We start from the raw sequence: 14,538 nt of genomic DNA on the forward strand, positions 1-14,538 counted from the left end.
GGTTCTACGGTCGTGAGCATGACCGAAACGACCGTCGCCGGGGTACGGCGACCACCGAAACCCCTGCTGGCGACGCTGCTCGGGGTCAGCACCATGACCATCATGGCCAGCGCGACGATCACCCCGGCACTGCCGGGAATGGAGCAGCACTTCGCCGGGGTGCCGCACGCCGAACTCCTGGTGCGGCTCGTGCTGACCCTGCCGGGCCTGGCGATCATGATCGCCGCGCCGCTGCTGGCCCGGCTGAGCGGCCGGATCGGCCGCGTGCCCGTCCTCCTCGGCTGCCTGGTGCTGTACACGGTGGGAGGCGGGTCCGGGCTCGTGCTCGACTCGCTGCCCGCCCTGCTCGTCGGGCGCGCCCTGCTCGGCGTCGGCATCGCGGGCGTCATGACGACGTCGACCGCGTTGCTCGCCGATCACCACCCCACGAGCGAACACGGCCGGGTGCTCGGCCTGCAGGGAGCGGCGATGGGCTTCGGCGGGGTCGTCGCGCTGCTGCTGGGCGGTCTGCTGGCCGCGATGAGCTGGCGGGGACCGTTCGCCGTCTACCTGCTGGCGGTGCCGTTGCTGCTCCTGGTGCTCCGGTACGTCCCGGAGGCGGAGGTCCGCCAGGCGGACACCGAAGACGCGCCCAGCGCCTCGCCGTGGAAACCGCGGCTGCTCGGCCTGTACGCGTTGATGTTCCTCGGCGTCGTCGTGTTCTACACCGTGCCGACCCAGGCGCCGTTCTGGCTGGCGAAGGTGAGCGGCGCGGGCCCGGTCGTCGCGGGGGTGTCCATCGCCGCGGTCAACCTCGTGATGACGGTGGTGGGCCTGAACTACCGGCGCATCCGCGCGCGCTGGGACTTCCGGCCGCTGGCGATCGGCATGTTCGCGGCCTTCGCCGCCGGGCTCCTGGTGATCGGCTCGTCGAGTACACTGTGGACGTTCGGGATCGGGCTGCTGGTGGTCGGCGCCGGCGTCGGCCTGCAGAACCCGACGGTCAACGGCTGGGTGGTCGCGTCGGTCTCCCCCGGCGCGCGGACCAAGGCGCTCGGCCTGCTCACCTCGGCGCTGTTCCTCGGCCAGTTCGCCTCGCCGCTGATCGCGCAGCCGGTGATCGACGCCGCCGGGCTCGGCCACACGTTCCTGTTCGCCGGCGGGCTCGCCGCCGTCGTCGCCGTGGTGCTCGCCGGAATCCACTTCCTCCGCCGCCGGGAGCCCTCCCGCCCGGCGTGACTAGGTTCCCGGCGGTGAACGACGGAACCACCCCGGGAGCGCCGATGACACCCAGGACCCTGTTCGGACGCGCCGCGGCGATCGCCGTGCTGGCGGTACCGTTCGTGTGCTCCACCGCGAACGGCGCCCCCGGTGCGGCATCGGCGTGCACGCGGCACGTCGATCAGCGCTCGATGGACACGATCGAGCCGGGCGACGTCGTCTGCGTCGACGACGCCGGCACCCCGAAACGGTTGAAGATCACCAAGGGCGGAACGGCGGACAAGCCGGTGATCTACCGGGGCGAAGGCCGGAAGGCCGGCGGAATCGACGTCCGCGCGAACAACGTCATCGTGGACGGGTTCGCGCTGAACCGGCCCTCCGCACCCGGGATCGACGCACGCGGGAACAACGTCACCATCCGGGACAACACCGTCACCGCGCCGCAGGGGGGCGACGGCGACGGGCTGCGGTTCTTCGGCGACGACGTGAAGATCCTGCACAACACCATCTCGCACACCGACAACAGCACCGGGGCGCACGCCGACTGCATGCAGACCTTCGCCACCGACGACCAGCATCTGGCCAGCAGCCGCGTGCTGATCGCGGGCAACCGGTGCGAACACGTCGACAACATGTGCCTGATGGCCGAGGGACCGCACTCCATGGCCGGGGACGGCAGCGGCAAGGGCGTCTCCGAGTACTGGCTGTTCCTCGGCAACTACTGCGAAACCCGGCTCGGCTCGCAGGCGGTGATGATCGACGACGTCCAGCACCTCACCCTCATCGGCAACACCTGGGCGGCGGGGCCCGACCACGCCATCGGCCTGCAGAACCATTCGACCCACGCGTTCGTGTGGGCCAACCGGCTCGATCCGTCCATCCCGTGCGAGGTCGGGATCGACGACTCCTCGCGGAAGGGGTACCACGGGCCCGCTCCTCGTTGCGCCCCGTGATCGACAGCGCGGGCAGCGTTCGCACGTTTGGTCGACACGGGCGCCGCCCGTCCGCTGCGATGCTCGACCTGAGGTGATGACGATGGTCGAGGATCGGCTCGTGGGCCCGGTGTTCGGGGCCGAGGGCGCCGACTGGCAGCTGACGGTGGAGTCACGGGCCCGCCGGGTGCGGGCCGATCTCGCGGCGTACGAACACCTCCCTGGCACGGAACACGCCCGGCACGCGGCCATGGCGTCACTGAAGGTGGTCGACGCGGCCTTGCGGGGCGCGCCACGCCGGTGGTGGTCGGTGGCGTCGTGGTGGTCGGGCTGGCACATCGAGCGGGCCTGGCGGGCCCTGCACGAGGCCGAGATCTCCGCGATGTCGATCGACCCCGAGCTGCCCGGCAGGCTGCCGGGCCTGCGGGCGAGGATCGACGTCTACCTGCCGTGCGAGGATCCGCGTTCGCAGGCGCTGCAAGGACTGGACCTCTCCGGCGGGGTCACCGCGGCCGATCGCGCGGTCGTGGTGGACGCGCTCCGCGCCGCCTTCGACGCGTCCGACGACGCGCACGCCGCGGCCCGCGCGCTGCGCAACAAGCTCGTGCTCGCGACCGTGGCGCTGTTCGTCCTCAACACCGTGCTCGGCGTCATCGGCATCGTCCGGCCGGGACTGGTTCCGCTGTGCATCCCGGCGCAGCAGTCCGGTCCGTCCGCGATGGTCTGCCCCAGCGGGGGAACCACGCCGACCGGCTGGGACGTCTGGCTGGCGCAGATGTTCGGCACGCTCGGGGCGGGGCTGTCGGTCGTGGTCCTGCTGATCCGGCGGCGTCCCGAGGTGACGCCGTACGTGCTGACCGGGTACCAGGCGCTCATCAAGGTGCTGTTCGGCGCGACACTCGCCGTGGTCGGCCTGCTGGCGTTCAGCGCCGGGCTCGCGCAGGGCATCGTCTGCATCAGCTCGCAGTCCGCGCTGCTGCTGTGGTCGGTACTGCTCGGCTACGCGCAGCACGTCGGCACCCGCATGCTCGACAAGTACGCCGACCGGATCATGGACGACGTCCGCCCCGTCCCGGAACAGCCCCTCGAACGGCCGCAGCCACGGGGGTAAACGGGATCAGACGCTGCGCAGCACCGACACGACGGTGCCGAGCACCACGGCCTCGTCGCCGTCGATGACCTCGTAGTCGGGGTTGCGCGGCTCGAGGTAGACATGGCCGTTGCGGCGGCGGTACACCTTGACCGTGGCCTCGCCGTCGATCATCGCGGCGACGATCTGTCCCGAATGGGCCTCCGACTGCTGGCGCACCACGACGATGTCCCCGTCGCAGATCGCGGCGTCGATCATCGAGTCACCGCGCACCCTCAGGCCGAAGACGGTGCCGCGCCCGGTCAGGCCACGAGGCAGCGTGAGCAGGTCGTCGACGTGTTCCTCGGCCGAGATCGGCGTGCCCGCCGCGATGTCGCCGACCACGGGCACGCTCACCGAGTCCTCGGAGGCCGCGCTCGCCTTCGGCTCCTGCAGGAACACCCGCACGTCCATCGGCCGCGACACCGAGGAGCCGCGCCGCAGGAAACCCCGCTCCTCCAGGCTCGCCAGATGCTTCGACACCGTCGAGGACGAGCGAAGGCCCACCGCGTCGCCGATTTCCCGGGTACTCGGCGAATACCCGTACCGGACCACCCAGTCCCGGATCGCGACGAGGATCCGCTGCTGGCGTTCCGGCAGGGTCGAGGTGTCCAGATGCTCGAAGACGTCGTCGTAGGCGGTCACCCGCGGAATCCTAGAGGCCTGGTCAGCCGCGTTTGGTGCCGGGCTAGGCGTTCTTCTCCTTGAGCCGCTTCGCCTCCTTGCGGACCTCGGCCTGGGTGGCGCGTTCCCGCACCAGCCAGTCGGGACTCTCCGCCTTCAGCTCCTCGATCTGTTCGGTGGTGAGCGGGTCGGTGATCCCGCCGCGCGCGAGACCGCCGATGGAGACGCCCAGCTTCGCGGCGATCACGGGCCGGGGATGCGGGCCGTTGCGGCGCAGGTCGCGGAGCCACTCGGGCGGGTCGGCCTGCAGGGCGTTCAGCTCGTCGCGCGAGACGACACCCTCCTGGAACTCGGCGGGGGTGGCTTCGAGGTACACACCCAGCTTCTTCGCCGCCGTCGCGGGCTTCATCGTCTGGGTGCTCTTGTGCGACGTCATCGGTCAAGCGTAACGACCGTGTTCACGCCCGGTAGTCTGACCCGGTGACCGGCCCGGACGTCCCCGCATCCTTCAAGCTCGCATACGTCCCCGGCGTGATCCCGGCCAAGTGGGTGCGGATCTGGCAGGAGCGGTACCCCGGGACGCCGCTGGAGCTGGCCGGGGTGTCCGCCGCCGACGCGGCCACGCTGGTGCGGGAGCGCGACGCCGACGCGGCCCTCCTGCGCCTGCCGATCGACCGCGCCGGCCTGCACGCCATCCCGCTCTACACCGAGACGACCGTGGTCGTGTGCCCGAAGGACCACCTCCTCGCCGCGGCCGACGAAGTGTCCACAGAGGACTTGGCCGACGACGTCGTGCTGCATCCCCTCGATGACACGCTCGACTGGGAACGGCCTCCCGGACAGCCCGCGATCGAGCGGCCGGTCACCACCGCGGGCGCCGTCGAACTGGTGGCGGCCGGCGTCGGGCTGCTCGTCGTCCCGCAGTCGCTCGCCCGGCTGCATCACCGCAGGGACCTCACCTATCGGCCCCTCACGGACGCCCCTCAGTCACGCGTCGCGCTGTCGTGGCTGGAGGAGGAGACGACCGACCTGATGGAGCAGTTCATCGGGATCGTCCGCGGCCGGACCGTCAACAGCACGCGCGGCCGCCCGGCGCCGGAACCGGCGAAGCGGAGGCCCGCCGCCGCGAAGACCGGGAAGACCACGGCGGACAAGCGAGGTGGCGGGAGTTCCCGCCGAAGCACGGGCAGGCCCCAGGGCGGCAAACGCGGGAAACCGCGCCGCCGTTCGTAGCCCACCATCCACTCAGGACTGTCCGCTTCGGAGCAATGGTCACTGTGCCCTCGGGAGTGCGGCCAGCAGTTCCGGGACACCGGGCGCCGCGCGCAGCGGGCCGAGCCGCTTACCGAAGTGCCGGAGGTAGGCGTCGAGCCGCGAGGAATTCACGTGACGGGCCGTGGTGACCGCCTCGCGACCGTACGAACACGCGCCCTCCGCCTCACCGGCGGAAGCATGTGCCGCCGCCAGTACCGACAGGCGCAGTCCGTGTGAACGGGTGAACCCGGGCCGGATGTGCGTCGCGCTGTCGGTCAGCGCTATCACCCGGGCCGGTACGCCAAGTGCGAGATACGCCTCCGCGGCGTCGGCCTGCATCCGCGAGTGGTCGAGGAAGTCGATGTACGGCGGATCCTCGTCCCGTTCGGCGTCGGCGCGTTCGAGCAGCCCTTCGGCCGCGGACAGCGCCGCCTCCGTCGCGGGCCGGTCGCCGGCGCGGGCGTGCCCGCGGGCCTCGGCGATCCGGACGAACGCGAGCACCCGGGGCGTCGCGGAGTGCCGGGCGATGGCCGAGGCACCCTGCGCCAGATCGATCGCGGTTTCGGCGTCGCCGAGGTAGACCGCCTGAAAGGCCGCGGACGCCAGCGTGTACGCGCCGAACTGGACGTCACCGGCGGCCTGGGCGTACCGCAACGCCTGTACGAACCTCGCCTGCGCCTCTCGCTGGACGCCCGTGTCGAAGGCGCTCCACGCCGACAGCCGCGTCAGCACCGAAACGGCGGTGAACAACTCACGCCCGACCGCGTCGGTGTAGGTCCCGCCGAGCAACGGCGCGGCTTCGGTGGCCAGACAGCGATCCACCATGGCACTCGGCGTCAGCCCGCCGATCGCGGAGTCGAGGTGCCTCGCCGCCTCCGCCTGGACCCGGAGCCGCTCCACATCCGCCATGCCGATCCGCGGCCCGCCACGATGACCGGCGTCCTCCTCGCGCGGGTTGGACACCCAGCGGGCCAACGGGCGCAGGAACACGGCGGCGCAGGGCAGGGCGACGGCGAAGGTTCGGCGATCCACGGTGCTCCAGTAGGTTCGTGCGGCATCCACCGCCTGGCCGAGTCCACGCGAGTAGACGAAACCCGCGTTCTCGGCACCGGACGGCGCCATGCCGATATCGGCCGGGGAGATCGGGTGACCGAGCTTCGCGCCGAGCGCGTCGGCGATCAGCGTCGGCACCGGCGGGCGGGGAACCCGGCCGGCCAGCCAGCGTGCCACGGCGGTGTGCCCGTACCGCAGGTCCAGCCCGGCCGCGGCGCCGAGATCGTCGACGCGCCGCGCGAGTCCCTTGTGGCTCACGCCCGCCTGGCTCATCACCGCACGGAGGCGGTGGTTGGCGACGAGTTCGCTCATCGGGTCGCTCCCCTGTCGCAGGTGTTCCTGCCCGAGTCACCGGCTCTCACTGTAGCGACCGGCGGCCGCGACGGTCAGTGCCGCGCTCCCCGCTGTGCCTGTGCGCCCCCTTGTGCGCCCTCCCCAGCGACGCCCGCCGACGGTTCCCTGGTACCCGAAGCCGCATCGATGGCGCCACCCTCGAAGCCAGGGAGAGCCCCGTGACCACACCCACGCGCACCACCGCCGGCCAGGTCGCCACCGCGGCCACACTGCTCACCGCCTGTCTGGCGGCCGCCGCACTGTGCGGCGAAAACGGGACGGCGGACCTACTCGAGGTGTTCAAGGACCTGACCGCCCTCGGCGCCGGGCTGCGCGTCGCCGTCGAAGCGCTGCGCCCACATCGCCGTACGCGCCGGACCCGTGGCCGGACCTCGCCACCTGAGCCATCCCACACCGGCGAAACCATTTCGATCCGAAATGGACGGACGAAAATCCTTGCCGGGAAAGAAGAATGACATCCCTGCCCGCGCGGGTCACCGCACGGTGAACATGTGGAACAATCCGTCGCCGTTCTCCGGCACGGGCCGGAAACCCGCCCGTGCCAGGAGATCCTCCGCCTCGTGCCGCTCGAAGATCCGGATCCGGGATCGCTGACGGGCGACGACGACCTCTCCGTCGGTGACCCGGTAGTCCTTGATCACCATGCCGTTGCCTTCCTCGCGGACTTCCTGCGAATACACGAACCCGTTCCGCAGGCGCTGCCGATGATCGACGTGCGGCCGTTGGACCGACAACACCACCATGCCCTCCGGCTTGAGGCAGTCCCGCACGTTCTCGAGCGCTCGCAGGTTTTCGCTGTCGGTCGGTAACAGACTGGCCAGCCGGACGTCGTCACCGGCACGGGTGCAGGCCCAGACACCGCCAATGGAGTACGCGACGTCATAAGCCCGCGGCAGCGTCAGGCGCAGGACGTCCTGGTGTTCGAGCGTCACCCGTGTACCGAGACGGCGCCGGGCCACCGCCAGCATGCTTGCACTGTGGTCGATCCCGGTGAGCCGCACGCCGGTGTCAGCCAGCTCCAGGATCTTCTCGCAGACCAGGCCGGTGCCGACCCCGATCTCCACCAGGTCCGCACGGGGTCCGATCACCGTCAACAGCGCCCGTGCATAGGCGTCGTAGTCGTAATACCCCGATGTCATCACCAGGTCGTAATGACTCGCCAAGCCCGCGTAGGAATCCTCCATACCCCGGCAAACTACCGGCGACCGGGCTTTTCGCCCACACTCCGGCAGGTCGAGGCACGCAGGTGCAGCGCGGGGTCGACGACGAGGGCTTCGGGCTTCGGCCGGTTCCCCGGCCCCGGCGAGCCTGGCGAGCATGAGTTCGACGGCGTGTTCGGCGAGCCGCTCGTGGTTGAGGTCCATCGCGCAGCGAACGCGCGCTCGGGTTGGGGTCGTAGCCCAGTTCGGCGGCGAGGCGGGCGAACCCCCGCGCGTCGTCCTCAATCCGGGCACGGAGCACGCGCGGGAAATGCTCAAAGCCAACAGCCTGCGCGTCCGTGAGGACGACGTGCTCCGGTGCGAGTCCGGCGGCGGAGGCGGCTACGGCACACCAGCCGGATAGTGTCCTTTGTGGACCAATGCGCCGTGAAGGCCTCCTTACCGGCGGCGAACGCCGGTAAGGAGGCCTTCACGGACCGTGCGTGCCCGTCGAGGTCACGCACCCGGTGGTTTCACATACCCCGAGATGTGCACCTTCTTGGCGCCCGCCGTGACCTTGGTCGCGACGAGGTGCTTGCGGTGGGCGACCTTGTTGCCGAAGTTGCCGTCCACGGTGTCGATCGTGCCGTGCGCGCGGTCCACCGCGACCACGACCGACACGTGCCCGCCGACCACGCCGTCCGGCGGACCGTAGATCACCAGGTCACCCGGAACCGGATCGCCGAGCCCGCCGGCGGGCCGCGGTTTGAAGAGCTTGTGCTGGACACCCCATTTGCCGACGCCGCGGGCCACCCAGGTGGTCGGCACCGGCGACACCTTCGCCTGCTTCCACACCCACTCGACGAACATCGCGCACCAGTCGTACTTCGCGCAGGGACCGTACTTGCCGCAGGCGGGCGGTTTCACGCCGACCTCCTTGAGTGCGGTGTTCACGATCAGCTGGCGGTCGACCGCCAGCGTGTCGATCGTCGTGTCCACAGTGGATTCCGTGGCGGCGATCGACGGCGCGGCGGCGGCCTGCGCGACGCCGGTGGCGCCACCGGCGAACAGCGGTAGCAGCAGTGCCGCCACCAACGACGACAATCCCAGTCGCAGTTTCTTCGTTTTCACAACGGTTTCCCTCCCTCGAACGGCCGCCTGCCGGGCGACCGCGTTCACGGGAGACATGCCTGCGGGCCCGGTCGCGCATGAGCGCGGCGGCGAGAACGGGCGATGTTCACCCGTTTGCCGCAGCGAGAGCGCGGAGCCTGCCCTGAAGCTTCGCCAGCGCTCGTTCCCGGTTGCGCTGCACAGTTCCCTTGTGGACGCGCAACAGCGCGGCCGCCTCCTCCAGGGTGTGGCCGTCGAGGTCGACGAGCATCACCACGGCTTTTTCCTTGCCGGTGAGGGAGTCCAGCAGACAGGCCACCCTGTCCCACGAGTCCACGGCGGGCAGGTCACCGTCGCAGGTGGCCGGTGCCGCCCGCTCCAGCGGGACCAGCCGCCGGTCCGAACGCCAGCCACCGCGGGCCAGGTTGACCGCGGTCGCCAGCGCGTAGCCGTACGGGTTCGCGTGGCCGAGGAACCGGTCACGCCGGCGCCCGGCGCTCTTGAGCCGCACATACACGTCGTGGACCAGGTCATCGGCCCGGTGCCGGGATCCGACCAATGCCGCGACCCGCGCGAAAAGCCGCTGCGAAACCGCCAGGAACACCCGGTCGAATTCGTCGTCAACCACGCGAAACGCCACCCCTCCCCGGTGGATTCCGGTACCCGCCCCCTCGTACCGGCACCCCCCAGCCTGCCCTATCGCGCACCGTCCAGGCCCTCACTCGATCGGGTGGAACCCGGCACGGGTGATCCGCCGGCGCACGCGCGTTTTCCGATCTTGTAACGAACTCCGCACCGTTCCGACTAGCGGTTGAGCGGTCACGGTCCGCGTTCTTCGCGGCGGAGTCGGATGGTGGGGGCACCAGTGCGGGCGGACTACGGCGAGGCGTTGCCGGCGGATTTCTCCATCCTCGAAGAACTCGACGACGACGCCGTCGCGACCACCTACCTCATCGGCGGCCCGGAAGCACGCGAAGCGGTTCTGACGGTCGGGAAATCATCGGTACCGGACGAAGTACGAACGGAGTTCACCGCGTGGGCCGCCAAACTGGCTCTCGCCGCGGAAGATCCGCGTGTGGCCGAGATCCTCGGTTCGGGGATCACCGGCGACTCGCGGCCGTTCCTGATCGCCGGGACCGGCGAAGTCCTGGCGGACCGGCTGCTCACCGACGGCTCGCTGCCCCCGCGCGAGGCCGCGCGCTACGGCATCGCCCTCGCCGAGGCGCTGGCGGCCGCGCATGAATCCGGAGTGGTGCACGGGACGGTCCAGCCCTCGGCCGTCCTCGTCCTGGACGGCGACGCCGTGCTGGCGGGCTTCGACGCCACCGCTCCCGGCCTGGCCGTCTCGGCGGAGCCCGACATGTACACGCCACCCGAGTCTGTCGCCGCGGCAGTAGCCGGTACAGCGCTACCGAGCGAAGCGGGCGACGTGTACGGCCTGGCCGTGACGACGTACGTCGCGCTCGGCGGCACCCCGCCATGGCACGACGCGCCGCTCGATCTGCGGGCGAGGACCGCGCCGCTTCCCGAATCCCCCGCGGTACCACCGGAACTGCTCACGCTGCTCCAAGCGGGCGTGGCCGTCGATCCGCAGCACCGGCCCACGGCCGCCCAGGCGGCCGAATGGTTTTCCGCCTTCGATCTGTCCGAAGAGGACGGACAGGGCGGTGGGCCGGTCGGGCCGGACCTGCTCGCCGGACGCGGCCGCCGGGTCGGCCCCCGCACCGCCGCGCTGATCGTCGGTGCGGTGGGTGTCGCCGGCACCACGACCGGCCTCCTCGCCTCGGGTTCCTCGTCCGTCGCACCGGCGGGCGCGCCGACGGCGATCGCGAGCGCGCCGGGCGTCGTGGGCGCACCGGCCGCGAGTTCCGCGGCGGCCGCGCCCACGGCAGCGGTGAGCGGAGGCGTGTCCGTGGTCAAGGTCGCGGTGGCGGGCGTCGTCGTCGCGGCCGCCGCGACCGGCGCCGGCCTGGTCGTTCCCCGCCTGCTCGCCCACGGGCCCTGCGACACCGTCGTCGGCGACCGGCAGGCCATCCGGGTCCTCGCGGACGCGGCGGGCGAACTCGACCGGATCAGTCATCGGTTCACCACCCGGATCGCCGACCGCGGCTACGACGGTGCCGTCGATCCCGTCGCGGCCACGTCGTGGTTCACCCGGCGGCAGAACGGACTCGACACGCCCACGGAATTCCGCGCCGTGGGCGGGACCCGCTACGCGTTCACCACGTCCACCGGAACCTGGGGCCCCAGCACCGAAACCGACACACCGTCACCGACCCCGGCACTGGCGTCGGCCGTTTCGGCCACCCGCCGGGGTTGTGAGTTCGAAGGCGCTCTCGACGCCCAGTCGCTGCGACCGCCCGCGGCGGAGCCCGTCCCGTTCACCGCGCGCATCGACGAGAGCGGGCACCTCGTCCTCTTCAGCACCACCCCGCCTGCCGGACCCGCCGTCCGGCAGACGTTCGGTGACTTCGGCACCCAGGTGGACGTGCCCTCCCCCTCGGCACCCACCACACCGCCGAGTACCACCTCGGCCACCCCCGCGCCGACGCCCCCACCGCCGCCCACCACCAAGACCACGAAACCGGCGACCACGACGAGCACGGCACCCCGCCCCACCCTTTACGCGTACTGGATCAGTGGCACGAGATCACTGACCATCAACGACCCCGCCGACGTTCGCCACGGCCCGAATGTCTCCTTCTCCAAGGACACGAAGGACCCGTACGCCACCTGCTTCGCCAATACCAGCGGCGACCCCACGGTGGCGCTGCGGCTCGACGCCACCGGCTGCGAGGCTCTGAAGACCGCGTCGGCGACCGTGACCCTGACGGGCAAGAACCAGCTCACGGTCACCGGGGATCCGGTCATCGCGGGCACCTACCAGCGACAGCCGCCGAAGTAGCGGGAGGCGTCCATGCGACTGGCGGATCCGCTCCGTTCGCGGGCGGTGCTCATCGGCACGAGCGAGTTCGCCGATCCCGCATTGCCCGCGCTGCCCGCGGTGCGGAACAACGTCACGGACCTGACCGCGATCCTCACCGCACCGACCGGTACGGGCCTGCCGCCGGCACACTGCCGGACACTGCTGGACGAACCGGACCATCGCACTGTCGGCGACGTGCTCGAAGAAGCCGCCGAACAAGCCGAAGACCTGCTCCTCGTCTACTACGCGGGACACGGCGTCCTGGACGGTCGCGGGCAGTTGTACCTCACGATGCCGGACAGCACGGTGGATCGCCTGCGCTGGACCGGGCTACCGGCGGCCCGGCTCCGCGAACTCCTCGCCGACGCACCGGCCGCGAACCGCGTCCTGATCGTCGACAGCTGCTTCTCCGGCAGGGCGATCGGGGAACTCATGGCGGACGCCTCGTCCGCGGCCACCGGGCAGCTGGAGATCGCCGGCACCTACACGCTCACCTCCGCCTCCGGCAACGAAACCGCGTCCGCGCCACGGGGAGCGCGGCACACCGCCTTCACCGGCGCGCTCGCCGATCTCCTCACGCGCGGGGCGCCGGACGGGCCCGAACTGCTCACTCTCGACTTCGTCCACCGTCACCTCCGGCGAGTGCTGGGCGAACGCGGCCTCGCCCGTCCCGGTCAGGGCGGCACCCAGACCACGGGCGGGCTCGCGCTCGCCCCGAACCCCGGCACCCAGGCGCCGGACGCCGACGTCCTCGGCAAGCTCGCTGCCGCCGCCGGACAGGCCGCCCGGGTTCTCGGCCCGGCGCATCCCACCACATTGGACAGTCGTCGCCGGCACGCCGTCCAGGTCGGCTTGGCGGGCAACCCCACCGAAGCCGCCCGGCTCCACGCGGAGCTGGTAACGGACTTCCAGCGCGCGCTCGGGCTGACGCATCCGGACGTGTTCGCGATCCGGGAAGGCCATGCCTATTGGACCGGCCGGGCGGGCCGGCACGACGAAGCGGTGACCCTGCTCGCCGCCCTGCGCGCCGACCGGGCCGGCGGCGGCATCGCGCGGCGAACCCGTCCCCGGCGGACCGGACGCGGCCCCTCCCGAGGTTCACGGTGACCGGTCGCCCGGCTCCAGCAGTCTTTCCACGTCGCGGACCAACGCCGCGACGTCGGCCACCCGCCGGGCGTCGAGCTCGATCTTGCGCCCGTCCGCCGCGGTGACGGTGAGCTTCACCTCCGAGCGACGGTGGGAGAACCACGTCGACACCGATCTGGCCAGCACCGCACCCGCCCCGCCCGAGCCCATGGCCACCACGAGCGCGTCCAGCACACCACCCATCTCGCCCGGCCGCGGCTCCGCCCGCCGGAGCCGCACCCTCCCGCGCAGCGCGTCCTCGTGACGCAGCCAGTCCAGCAACGCCCCGAGTTCGGCCGCGTCACCGCCGATCCACAGCTTTGTCTCGCCTGTCACGGTCATCCGCCCCATCCCGTCGCCTGATCGTTCCCACCCACCGACATATGTCCACTGTGGACGCTCGCCCTGCGCGGCGGCTCGTGCTCGTCGGCTGCACAGTCGCCGAACAGGGGGAGGCCGTTACGCGGCCCGGACGGAAACACTCGCCCCGTCCTCCCTTGGTTTACCGGTACGCCACGGGGTTTCGCGGCGACCGCTCTTGCCCTCGCCGTCGGCGGTGTGCTCAACTGCGTCGGGCGTAAAACTCTGTGAACAGGAGCGACTGCATTGCGTAAGCACTGGGGTGGAAGAAAACAACTCGTCGCGGCGGGGCTGGCCGTCGCCGCCGTAACCCTCTCCGCCGCGCCGGCCTCGGCCGCGCCGCGGGCCGCCTGGCCGGGCGCCGCCCAGGTCGCCGTCGCCGACGGGTCGAACGTGTTCGGCTCCAACCTGAGCGGTCTGTCCTTCCAAAGTCCCAGCGTGCTGTGGGCGGTGAAGAACGGGCCCGGCACGCTCTACCGCCTGGTTCCCGACGGCAAGAAGTGGCGGCCCGACCCGTCCGGCGGCTGGGCGAAGGGCAAGCAGCTCCGCTACCAGGACGGCAGTGGCGACCCCGACGCGGAGGGCGTGGTCGTCACTCCCGAGGGCGTGTTCGCCGCCACGGAGCGCGACAACGACAACGGTGACGAAAGCCGGATGCAGGTACTCCGCTTCGACCCGGCCTCGTCCGCGAGCACACTCAACGCTACCGCTGAATGGGATCTCACGAAGGATCTTCCCTCGGTGTCACCCAACAAGGGACTCGAAGGCATCTCGTGGGTTCCCGACTCGTTCCTGACCACACACAAGTTCCGGGACGAACACACCAAAGCCGCGTACGACCCGGCCAAGTATCCCGGCCACGGCGGCGGCCTGTACTTCGTCGGTCTCGAGGACAACGGGACGATCTACGCCTACGCGCTCGGCCAGAACGGGAGCTACACCCGCATCGCCACCATCCCGAGTGGCCTGCCCGCGGTCATGGACCTCGAATTCGAACCCTCGACCGGCCACCTGTGGGCGGTCTGCGACGACAACTGCGATGGCCGCTCGACCACGCTCGACGTCACCGCGCAGGGCAAGTTCGCGGTCGGCGCGACCTACGACCGGCCGTCCGGAATGCCCAACTACAACAATGAGGGCTTCGCGATCGCGCCGCAGGACGCCTGCGCGTCCGGCCGCAAACCGGTCGTCTGGTCCGACGACGACAACGACGGCGGGCACGCCCTGCGCAGCAGCACCCTCCCCTGCAAGTAGCTCCCAATTCCCGGGGTGCCGTGATGCCGTTAAGGCCACCTTACGGGCGTCTGACGCCCGTAAGGTGGCCTTAACGGC

At 71.1% G+C, this 14,538-nt stretch carries 16 protein-coding genes; 9 read left to right on the top strand and 7 right to left on the bottom strand.

Features of this window, described 5'->3' with window-relative positions:
- Positions 1–18: 18 nt before the first annotated feature.
- From ACFW0G_RS44340 to ACFW0G_RS44350, 3 genes are all read left to right on the top strand, one after another.
- The gene (locus ACFW0G_RS44340) at positions 19–1,218 is read left to right on the top strand and encodes an MFS transporter (RefSeq protein ID WP_378331597.1); all 1,200 of its coding nucleotides are present in this window, start codon (positions 19–21) and stop codon (positions 1,216–1,218) included.
- Between the two features lie 44 nt (positions 1,219–1,262).
- Positions 1,263–2,153: a hypothetical protein gene (locus ACFW0G_RS44345; protein ID WP_378331598.1), complete on the top strand. Its 891-nt coding sequence runs from the start codon at positions 1,263–1,265 to the stop codon at positions 2,151–2,153.
- An 82-nt stretch (positions 2,154–2,235) separates the two neighbouring features.
- Positions 2,236–3,243, top strand: coding sequence for a hypothetical protein (locus tag ACFW0G_RS44350; RefSeq protein WP_378331599.1), 1,008 nt, complete (start codon positions 2,236–2,238; stop codon positions 3,241–3,243).
- A gap of 6 nt (positions 3,244–3,249) precedes the next feature.
- Here ACFW0G_RS44350 and lexA read toward each other — a convergent pair whose 3' ends face one another.
- Positions 3,250–3,906 carry a transcriptional repressor LexA gene (gene lexA, locus ACFW0G_RS44355; RefSeq protein ID WP_378331600.1) on the bottom strand — a complete coding sequence of 219 codons (657 nt, stop codon included), beginning with the start codon at positions 3,904–3,906 and terminating at the stop codon, positions 3,250–3,252.
- Positions 3,907–3,949: 43 nt separating this feature from the next.
- Positions 3,950–4,321, bottom strand: a complete 372-nt coding sequence (locus ACFW0G_RS44360; protein WP_378331601.1) for a DUF5997 family protein — start codon at positions 4,319–4,321, stop codon at positions 3,950–3,952.
- Positions 4,322–4,365: 44 nt separating this feature from the next.
- Between ACFW0G_RS44360 and ACFW0G_RS44365 the strand changes: the two genes are divergently transcribed.
- Positions 4,366–5,118: a LysR family transcriptional regulator substrate-binding protein gene (locus ACFW0G_RS44365; RefSeq protein WP_378331603.1), complete on the top strand. Its 753-nt coding sequence runs from the start codon at positions 4,366–4,368 to the stop codon at positions 5,116–5,118.
- A gap of 39 nt (positions 5,119–5,157) precedes the next feature.
- On the opposite strand, the gene ACFW0G_RS44370 is transcribed toward ACFW0G_RS44365, so the two are convergent.
- Positions 5,158–6,504, bottom strand: coding sequence for a hypothetical protein (locus ACFW0G_RS44370; protein WP_378331604.1), 1,347 nt, complete (start codon positions 6,502–6,504; stop codon positions 5,158–5,160).
- A 200-nt stretch (positions 6,505–6,704) separates the two neighbouring features.
- On the opposite strand from ACFW0G_RS44370, the gene ACFW0G_RS44375 reads away from it, so the two are divergent.
- Positions 6,705–7,001, top strand: a complete 297-nt coding sequence (locus ACFW0G_RS44375) for a hypothetical protein (RefSeq protein WP_378331605.1) — start codon at positions 6,705–6,707, stop codon at positions 6,999–7,001.
- Between the two features lie 18 nt (positions 7,002–7,019).
- Here ACFW0G_RS44375 and ACFW0G_RS44380 read toward each other — a convergent pair whose 3' ends face one another.
- Entirely contained in the window at positions 7,020–7,730 is a 711-nt protein-coding gene (locus ACFW0G_RS44380) for a class I SAM-dependent DNA methyltransferase (protein WP_378331606.1), read from the bottom strand.
- A 133-nt stretch (positions 7,731–7,863) separates the two neighbouring features.
- On the opposite strand from ACFW0G_RS44380, the gene ACFW0G_RS44385 reads away from it, so the two are divergent.
- Positions 7,864–8,109, top strand: coding sequence for a hydantoinase B/oxoprolinase family protein (locus ACFW0G_RS44385; RefSeq protein WP_378331607.1), 246 nt, complete (start codon positions 7,864–7,866; stop codon positions 8,107–8,109).
- Between the two features lie 92 nt (positions 8,110–8,201).
- Here the strand turns inward: ACFW0G_RS44385 and ACFW0G_RS44390 are convergent, their stop codons facing one another.
- Complete coding sequence (locus ACFW0G_RS44390; protein ID WP_378331608.1) at positions 8,202–8,816, bottom strand: CHAP domain-containing protein; 615 nt, start codon at positions 8,814–8,816, stop codon at positions 8,202–8,204.
- 106 nt (positions 8,817–8,922) lie between these two features.
- Positions 8,923–9,423 (bottom strand): RNA polymerase sigma factor, encoded by a 501-nt coding sequence (locus tag ACFW0G_RS44395; RefSeq protein WP_378331609.1) that lies wholly within the window; start codon positions 9,421–9,423, stop codon positions 8,923–8,925.
- A 222-nt stretch (positions 9,424–9,645) separates the two neighbouring features.
- On the opposite strand from ACFW0G_RS44395, the gene ACFW0G_RS44400 reads away from it, so the two are divergent.
- Positions 9,646–11,700 carry a hypothetical protein gene (locus ACFW0G_RS44400; protein ID WP_378331610.1) on the top strand — a complete coding sequence of 685 codons (2,055 nt, stop codon included), beginning with the start codon at positions 9,646–9,648 and terminating at the stop codon, positions 11,698–11,700.
- 12 nt (positions 11,701–11,712) lie between these two features.
- Positions 11,713–12,828 carry a caspase family protein gene (locus ACFW0G_RS44405; RefSeq protein WP_378331611.1) on the top strand — a complete coding sequence of 372 codons (1,116 nt, stop codon included), beginning with the start codon at positions 11,713–11,715 and terminating at the stop codon, positions 12,826–12,828.
- Here ACFW0G_RS44405 and ACFW0G_RS44410 read toward each other — a convergent pair.
- Complete coding sequence (locus ACFW0G_RS44410) at positions 12,820–13,182, bottom strand: hypothetical protein (RefSeq protein ID WP_378331612.1); 363 nt, start codon at positions 13,180–13,182, stop codon at positions 12,820–12,822. The two genes, ACFW0G_RS44405 and ACFW0G_RS44410, sit on opposite strands and share 9 nt — an antisense overlap.
- Positions 13,183–13,452: 270 nt before the next feature.
- Here ACFW0G_RS44410 and ACFW0G_RS44415 point away from each other — a divergent pair, with 270 nt between their 5' ends.
- Positions 13,453–14,460: a hypothetical protein gene (locus ACFW0G_RS44415; RefSeq protein ID WP_378331613.1), complete on the top strand. Its 1,008-nt coding sequence runs from the start codon at positions 13,453–13,455 to the stop codon at positions 14,458–14,460.
- Positions 14,461–14,538: the final 78 nt, after the last annotated feature.

It is taken from the genome of Amycolatopsis sp. NPDC058986, from assembly GCF_042741125.1.
GTDB lineage: Bacteria > Actinomycetota > Actinomycetes > Mycobacteriales > Pseudonocardiaceae > Amycolatopsis.

Excerpts from the sequence above, each read along its gene's own strand:
- ACFW0G_RS44350 (WP_378331599.1), top strand. The coding sequence starts at position 2,236 with ATGGTCGAGGATCGGCTCGTGGGCCCGGTGTTCGGGGCCGAGGGCGCC.
- ACFW0G_RS44360 (WP_378331601.1), bottom strand. The coding sequence starts at position 4,321 with ATGACGTCGCACAAGAGCACCCAGACGATGAAGCCCGCGACGGCGGCG.
- ACFW0G_RS44345 (WP_378331598.1), top strand. The coding sequence starts at position 1,263 with ATGACACCCAGGACCCTGTTCGGACGCGCCGCGGCGATCGCCGTGCTG.
- ACFW0G_RS44405 (WP_378331611.1), top strand. The coding sequence starts at position 11,713 with ATGCGACTGGCGGATCCGCTCCGTTCGCGGGCGGTGCTCATCGGCACG.
- ACFW0G_RS44400 (WP_378331610.1), top strand. The coding sequence starts at position 9,646 with ATGGTGGGGGCACCAGTGCGGGCGGACTACGGCGAGGCGTTGCCGGCG.
- ACFW0G_RS44380 (WP_378331606.1), bottom strand. The coding sequence starts at position 7,730 with ATGGAGGATTCCTACGCGGGCTTGGCGAGTCATTACGACCTGGTGATG.
- ACFW0G_RS44370 (WP_378331604.1), bottom strand. The coding sequence starts at position 6,504 with ATGAGCGAACTCGTCGCCAACCACCGCCTCCGTGCGGTGATGAGCCAG.
- ACFW0G_RS44340 (WP_378331597.1), top strand. The coding sequence starts at position 19 with ATGACCGAAACGACCGTCGCCGGGGTACGGCGACCACCGAAACCCCTG.
- ACFW0G_RS44385 (WP_378331607.1), top strand. The coding sequence starts at position 7,864 with ATGAGTTCGACGGCGTGTTCGGCGAGCCGCTCGTGGTTGAGGTCCATC.